Source organism: Bartonella sp. MR168JLCBS, from assembly GCF_042194175.1.
In genome coordinates this window covers 1-634 of record NZ_JBHIMP010000477.1, presented here as the reverse complement: position 1 = coordinate 634, position 634 = coordinate 1, and the positions used below count along the sequence as shown (strand labels likewise).

At 37.9% G+C, this 634-nt stretch carries 1 protein-coding gene; it reads right to left on the bottom strand.

Going from position 1 to position 634, the window contains the following annotated elements; translation table 11 throughout:
• Positions 1-250 precede the first annotated feature (250 nt).
• On the bottom strand, positions 251-634 hold a 384-nt coding region (locus ACFIK8_RS12130), incomplete at its 5' end, for an ATP-binding cassette domain-containing protein (protein WP_375669574.1).

Below are 634 nucleotides of genomic sequence, written 5' to 3'. Positions count from 1 at the left end.
TATTTTTAAGGGGTGGCATATTGTTTTCGATAGAGTTGAGTTGAGAAGCGCTTTGATTGGCAAAACTGTTACTCCTACATTTGTGAACGAATTGGTGCTAACTTTCTCGAATCTGTGCTGATTTTTAATCTCCGTTCTCTCTTGTTTTTTACTCCAACAAGCTGCTCTAAAAGGAAGCTGTGACACCAATTTGGTCTCACTACAGTTTTAATGTCTCTATGGGTGGCTTACCCATTCTTACTGCATTGTTTTAAACCTTTGCTTTTTGTTTTCTATCCTCTAAAATTCTCAGTGCGGATATTGTTGGTCCGTTAACATTTTCCGTCTCATCCAAATTGCCAGCCCTTGAGGAAATTGAGCAAGGAAGATCATGACAAGCACTTTCCTGAAATGCGGCGTTGATTTCAATATTGCTAGCATCTGGTTTGGCAAGATGCATATTTTCAAGAATAGTTCCGGAAAAAAGACAAGGGTTTTGGAGAAAATACACGATTATTTTACGCATGCTACGGATATCGAAATTCTGTAAAGATTGGTCATTAATTAATATCTGTCCACTTGCTAGGGAATAAAGCCTATAGATGATTTTAGCTAAAGTTGATTTTCCACAGCCTGAAGGACTAAGCAGCATAAT